Origin of the sequence: Rhodococcoides fascians NBRC 12155 = LMG 3623 (genome assembly GCF_001894785.1) — a bacterium.
In the GTDB taxonomy this organism is placed as follows: domain Bacteria; phylum Actinomycetota; class Actinomycetes; order Mycobacteriales; family Mycobacteriaceae; genus Rhodococcoides; species Rhodococcoides fascians.
Genome location: NZ_BCWW01000005.1, coordinates 90905 through 96904, shown reverse-complemented (window position 1 = coordinate 96904; position 6000 = coordinate 90905). Strand labels below are relative to the sequence as shown.

The following is a 6000-nucleotide window of genomic DNA, read 5'->3' as shown; positions in this document are numbered from 1 at the left end:
CATGTGGGGGGATGTGTTCTCCGACTGAGACCGCTCGTGACACTGTTTCGCAGAGTTACGGCGGCCATAGCGGAGGGGAAACGCCCGGTCCCATTCCGAACCCGGAAGCTAAGCCCTCCAGCGCCGATGGTACTGCACTCGACAGGGTGTGGGAGAGTAGGACACCGCCGAACACCCGTTGTAAGAAGGGGACCCACTTGGTGGGTCCCCTTTTTGCGTTTGTACCCGAAAATCCGAAAGGACGCCCGTGTCGGAAGACAACAACGATCGTCGCCCCTCCCGAGCAGACGGTGGCAATCGCCCCAACGAGTCCCGAGATCGCAACCCCCGCGCTCAGGACCGTCGCGCCGACCCGCGTCGTTCGGACGGTCCTCCCCGCAGGCGTGGTGGGGAAGGTGGGTTCTCCGGCGATCGCCGCGGGAACAGTGCATCGTCCGACCGTCGAGCCCCGCGGCCAGACGAGCCGGATCTGCCCGACGAGGTCGAAGCCGGCCAGCTCGAGCCGGCAGTGCGCCGGGATCTGCTGAGCTTGGACAAGAACAATGCCACTGCTGTGGCCCGTCACCTCGTGATGACCAGCCGCCTGCTCGACGACGACCCGCAGTTGGCGCTGCTGCACGCGCGCGCTGCTCGTCAGCGGGCCGGCCGCATTGCCGTCGTACGCGAGACAGCCGGTATCGCGGCGTATCACGCGGGTGAATGGGCGGAGGCTCTGTCGGAACTGCGGGCGGCACGTCGAATGGCCGGCGGCCCCGGCCTCATCGCGGTCATGGCCGACTGCGAACGCGGACTCGGGCGCCCCGAGCGGGCCATCGAACTCGGTCGCAGCGACGAAGCGCGGGAACTGACCGGTGAAGAGGCGTCGGAACTTCGGATCGTCGTCGCCGGCGCTCGTATGGATCTCAATCAGTACGACCAGGCCGTCGTCACCCTCCAGACTCCCGATCTCGACGCGTCCCGGTCGGGTACGGCTGCGGCTCGTCTGTTCTACGTCTACGCCGATGCGCTCGTTGCTGCCGGTCGCGTCGACGAAGGTGTGAAGTGGTTCCTCAACGCTGCCGCGGCGGATGTCGATGGAGAAACCGACGCAGAAGAGCGGGTCGAGGAGTTGTCCGGGGGCAGTCGGTGACATTACTGCGCGACGCCCACGACGTTCTGCTGCTCGACCTCGACGGCACCGTCTACGCCGGCAAGGAACCCATTCCGGGTGCAGTGGAGGTGCTTTCGGGTGGTTCCGAGAAGCAGTACTTCGTCACCAACAATGCCAGTCGCGCACCGAGCGATGTCGCCGAACACCTCCGTGAACTCGGTTTCGACACCACAGCGGAATTTGTCGTCACCAGTTCCGAAGCAGCAGCCCGAGTACTCGCGGACAGACTCGATCCCGGTTCACGCGTCCTCGTCGTCGGTACCGACGCCTTGGCGACCGAGATCGAGAAGGTCGGATTGACGCCGGTGCGCTCTGCCGACGAGCAGCCGGTTGCGGTGGTTCAGGGACATTCGGTCGATACAGGGTGGCCCATGTTGGCCGAGGCGGTGCTGGCGGTGCGTGCGGGCGCGCTGTGGGTCGCGACCAACGTCGATGCGACTCTTCCGACCGAGCGCGGCCTCGTTCTCGGCAACGGTTCGATGGTGGCAGCAGTGCGCAATGCCACCGACGTCGAGCCCATCGTTGCAGGCAAGCCCGCGGCTCCCATCATGCGTGACGCCGTCGAGCGAAGTGGTGCCAAGTCGGCGCTCGTGGTCGGAGACCGGCTCGATACCGATATAGCAGGCGCGAACGAAGCTGCCCTCCCGTCGCTGTTGGTCCTGACGGGTGTCAGTACCGCTGCAGAGTTGCTTCGTGCTCCGAAGCACCTGCGTCCCACGCACATCGGTAGTGATCTCGGGGTTCTGAACAAGGACGAGTCGGCGTCCGAGGTAGCCGGTAAGGATGGCTGGACGGTCGGCATCGACGACGAGGTCCTGTCCGTGCGGTTCGAGGGTGCTGCCGAGATGGATGCCTTCGAGGGTCTGCTCGCCGTCCTCGATGTTGCGTGGTCGGGTTCGGAATTCTCGGATGTTCGCTTCGACGGGGATGGACTCGCCGATCTGCGCTCGTTGTTGGGTTGCTGACACGGGTTCGTGCAGTCGGCCGCGAGCGGGCGTTCGTCGGACCCATCCGATAGCGTGAGAGGTGATGAGCGCGTCGATTCCACTCCCAGGACAACACCGGCCGAATGCGGTCGGCGAACAGTCGTCCGCAGACCCGGACAGCATCAGGGCCGAGGTGTCGTCGCTGCTCGCGCAGCTCACCATCGGGTCGGAGGCAGACCTCGACTCGGAGGCCGTCGATTCGGACGCCCTGGCGCGTGATGCGAGTGTGCTGGACCGGGCCCATGAAGTGCTGGTTCGGGCCTTGACCACCGTCGACAAGACCTGACGTGGCCCGTCGCGCACGTGTCGACGCAGAACTGGTCCGTCGTGGATTGGCCAGATCTCGTGAACACGCCTCCGAACTCATCGAGGCAGGCCGGGTCAAGATTGCCGGAACCGTGGCTTCGAAGCCCGCTACCGCCGTCGAGCCGGGCACTCCGCTGTTGGTGGCCGAGGAAGACAACGAAATCAGCTGGGCGTCTCGCGGCGCGCACAAACTGCTCGGTGCCCTCGACGCGTTCGAGCCACTGGGTCTGACCGTCGAGAACGCGCGGTGTCTCGACGCCGGTGCCTCCACGGGAGGTTTCACCGACGTTCTGCTCAGTCGCGGTGTGCATGAGGTCGTTGCGGTCGACGTGGGTTACGGCCAGCTCGTGTGGCGACTGCAATCCGACGAACGCGTGCACGTCATCGATCGCACCAATGTGCGCTCGATAGATGCCGACACGATCGGGGGCCCGGTCGACGTCATCGTGGCAGACCTGTCGTTCATCTCTCTGAAGCTCGTTCTTCCCGCTTTCGTCGCGTGCTCCACGTCGGGTACGGACATGGTGTTGATGGTCAAGCCTCAATTCGAGGTCGGCAAGGACCGCGTCGGTTCCGGCGGCGTCGTGCGAGACCCGGCGCTGCGGGCGGAGGCCGTCGAGGACGTCGCGAATGCCGCGCTTGCGTCGAACCTGCGAGTCGAGGCGGTCGCCGCAAGCCCACTGCCGGGACCTTCGGGCAACGTCGAGTACTTTTTGTGGTTGAAGGCGGGCGCAGGTGACGGTTCGCCGCGTACCGACGTGGACGTCGCCGAGTTGGTCCGTCACGCGATCGAGGAAGGACCACAGTGACTCCGTCCCATGCAGCACCGACACAGGAGTCCGTTCGGGAGATTCTTCTCGTCGCACACCCCGGCCGGCCGGACATCGCCGAGACCGCGCGCCGAGTGGGCAAAGTGTTCGACGAAGCAGGCATCTGCCTGCGGGTTCTCGTCGACGAAGTGGAGCCGTCCAAGATCGAGGCATCGGACACCGAGGAACACGACCATGTGTTCGTGGCGGACATGAGGCTCAACGTCGTCGAGTTCGGTCCCGATGCGGCCGCCGGGTGCGAGATGGTTCTGGTTCTCGGCGGTGACGGAACGTTCCTGCGCGCGGCCGAACTCGCACAGGCAGCCGACATCCCGGTTCTCGGTATCAACCTCGGCCACGTGGGGTTTCTCGCCGAGGCGGAGGCCGACCATCTCGAGGACGCGCTGGCGCGGGTCATGGCCGGCGACTATCGCATCGAACAGCGGATGACGTTGGACATTGCCATCCGTGTAGGCGACCAGGTCGTCGAGCGTGGGTGGGCCCTGAACGAGGCAAGCATCGAGAACGGTTCCAGGCTCGGGGTCCTCGAGGTCGTTCTCGAAGTGGATGGCCGTCCGGTCTCTGCGTTCGGCTGTGACGGAGTGCTCGTGTCGACACCCACGGGGTCGACGGCGTATGCGTTCTCTGCAGGCGGGCCGGTGGTGTGGCCGGAACTCGAAGCCATACTGGTCATTCCGAGCAACGCCCATGCCCTCTTCGCGCGTCCGCTCGTCACCAGCCCCGAGTCGATCATCGCCGTCGAAATCGATGCCGGCGGGCACGATGGTTTCGTGTTCTGCGACGGCCGCCGCACATTGGGGTTGCCGGCGGGAGCACGCGTCGAGGTCGTGCGGGGAGCATCGCCCATCAAGTGGGTTCGCCTGGATTCGGCACCGTTCGCCGATCGCATGGTCAAGAAATTCGAACTGCCCGTGACCGGGTGGCGGGGGAGAGCGAGGTAGGGATGCTCGAAGAGATTCGGATCGACAGCCTCGGAGTCATCTCCGGTGCGAGTGCACAATTTCACGAGGGGTTGACGGTTCTCACCGGCGAGACCGGTGCGGGCAAGACGATGGTGGTCACCAGCTTGCATCTGCTGTCGGGTGCGCGCGCCGATGCAGGTCGGGTGCGGCTCGGTGCCCAAAGGGCCGTGGTCGAGGGTCGATTCAGCACCGACACCGCCTCGGAACAGGTGATCGAGGACGTCGAGAAGGTGCTCGAATCCTCGGGAGGTCAACGCGACGAAGACAATTCGATCATTGCCGTGCGAACGGTCAATTCGGACGGCCGCTCACGTGCACATCTGGGTGGACGAAGCGTCCCCGCATCGGTGCTGTCGAACTTCACCGATTCGCTGCTGACAGTGCACGGCCAGAACGATCAGTTGCGGCTGCTGCGCCCCGATCAGCAACTCGGTGCACTCGACCGATTCGCCGGTGATTCGGTTGCCTCTCTGGTGGCGAAGTATCGCGCCGCCCGTAAGACGTGGCTCGACGCACGCAACGAATTGATCGACCGCACCGAACGCAGCCGTGAATTGGCTCAGGAAGCGGACCGGCTGCAGTTCGGCCTGCAGGAGATCGACTCCCTGGCACCGGAGCCGGGTGAGGATCGCTCCGTGGCCGAGGATGTGCGCAGGCTCGGCGACCTCGATTCGCTGCGGGAAACCGCCGAGGGTGCCGCCGCGGCTCTCGTCGGGAGTACCGAGGAGGCGTCGGATACCACGTCTGCGCTGTATCTGTTGGGCGAGGCACGATCGCGTCTCGAACACGCCGACGATGCTGCTCTCACAGAACTGCTGCCCCGGTTGAACGACGCGATGGCCGTCGTCGGCGACATCGGTGCAGACCTGACCACGTATCTGTCGGATCTCCCGTCGGATCCAGGAGCTCTCGACACGATCCTGAACCGGCAGGCCGAGCTGAAGTCTCTGACGCGCAAGTACGCCGCTGACGTCGACGGTGTCATCGCGTGGGCCGAGGACGCTCGCGAACGTTTGTCTCGGATCGATACCTCTGCCGACGCGCTCGCGGAGCTGAGTGCGCGTGTCGAGTCGGCTGCGGTCGATGTCGCGGCGGCCGCGTCCAAGCTGAGCGCTGCCCGGTCGAAAGCGGCGACGAAGCTGTCCAAAGCCGTCAGCGTCGAGCTCGCCGGACTGGCGATGGGAAAGGCCAAGCTGCAGATAGATGTTCGATCGCTGCCGGCCGGACCGTCGGACACGGCACCGATCGTCGTCGACGGTACCGAGTTGCATGCGGGTAGTACCGGGGTCGACGAGGTCGAGTTCCGGTTGTCCGCGCACGACGGAGCCCAGGCGTTGCCGATCAGCAAGAGCGCCTCGGGCGGTGAGCTGTCGCGGGTCATGTTAGCGCTCGAGGTGGTGCTGGCGGGCTCGGACAAGGGAGCGACAATGGTGTTCGACGAGGTCGACGCCGGAGTCGGTGGTCGGGCGGCGGTCGAGGTCGGTCGTCGGCTCGGTCGGCTGGCTCGTACTCATCAGGTCATCGTCGTCACCCACCTGCCGCAGGTGGCTGCGTTTGCGGACACGCATCTGGTGGTGGACAAGACCGACGCCAAGAAGGGGGCGGCGAACAGCGGAGTCCGGACGCTGTCGTCCTCGGAACGCGTCGTCGAACTCGCCCGGATGCTCGCTGGGCTCGACGACACCGAGACCGGTCGCGCACACGCCGAGGAGCTGTTGGCCACCGCAAACGCGGATCGAGCTGCCCTGTAACTTTTGGTGCTGATG

6 protein-coding genes and 1 rRNA gene are annotated in these 6000 nt (G+C 65.5%); all 7 read left to right on the top strand.

Annotated elements, in window-relative coordinates:
* Window positions 1-56: 56 nt before the first annotated feature.
* The 7 genes from rrf (at window position 57) to recN (ending at window position 5985) form a co-directional block, all read left to right on the top strand.
* A 5S ribosomal RNA gene (gene rrf, locus RFA01S_RS13270) occupies window positions 57-173 on the top strand.
* A gap of 74 nt (window positions 174-247) precedes the next feature.
* Window positions 248-1129 carry a tetratricopeptide repeat protein gene (locus tag RFA01S_RS13265; protein ID WP_072692095.1) on the top strand — a complete coding sequence of 294 codons (882 nt, stop codon included), beginning with the start codon at window positions 248-250 and terminating at the stop codon, window positions 1127-1129.
* The gene (locus RFA01S_RS13260) at window positions 1126-2115 is read left to right on the top strand and encodes an HAD-IIA family hydrolase (RefSeq protein WP_032408216.1); all 990 of its coding nucleotides are present in this window, start codon (window positions 1126-1128) and stop codon (window positions 2113-2115) included. Before RFA01S_RS13265 ends, RFA01S_RS13260 begins: the two co-directional genes overlap by 4 nt.
* A gap of 64 nt (window positions 2116-2179) precedes the next feature.
* Complete coding sequence (locus RFA01S_RS13255) at window positions 2180-2422, top strand: hypothetical protein (protein ID WP_032408217.1); 243 nt, start codon at window positions 2180-2182, stop codon at window positions 2420-2422.
* A 1-nt stretch (window position 2423) separates the two neighbouring features.
* A complete protein-coding gene (locus RFA01S_RS13250) occupies window positions 2424-3251 on the top strand; it encodes a TlyA family RNA methyltransferase (RefSeq protein WP_032408218.1) in 828 nt (275 codons plus the stop codon).
* Complete coding sequence (locus RFA01S_RS13245) at window positions 3248-4213, top strand: NAD kinase (RefSeq protein ID WP_027497219.1); 966 nt, start codon at window positions 3248-3250, stop codon at window positions 4211-4213. Before RFA01S_RS13250 ends, RFA01S_RS13245 begins: the two co-directional genes overlap by 4 nt.
* 2 nt (window positions 4214-4215) lie before the next feature.
* The gene (gene recN, locus RFA01S_RS13240) at window positions 4216-5985 is read left to right on the top strand and encodes a DNA repair protein RecN (protein ID WP_032366202.1); all 1770 of its coding nucleotides are present in this window, start codon (window positions 4216-4218) and stop codon (window positions 5983-5985) included.
* Window positions 5986-6000 lie beyond the last annotated feature (15 nt).

Bases quoted from the DNA above. Each gene is read 5' to 3' on its own strand.
- RFA01S_RS13255 (WP_032408217.1), top strand. From the start codon at position 2,180: ATGAGCGCGTCGATTCCACTCCCAGGACAACACCGGCCGAATGCGGTC.
- recN (WP_032366202.1), top strand. From the start codon at position 4,216: ATGCTCGAAGAGATTCGGATCGACAGCCTCGGAGTCATCTCCGGTGCG.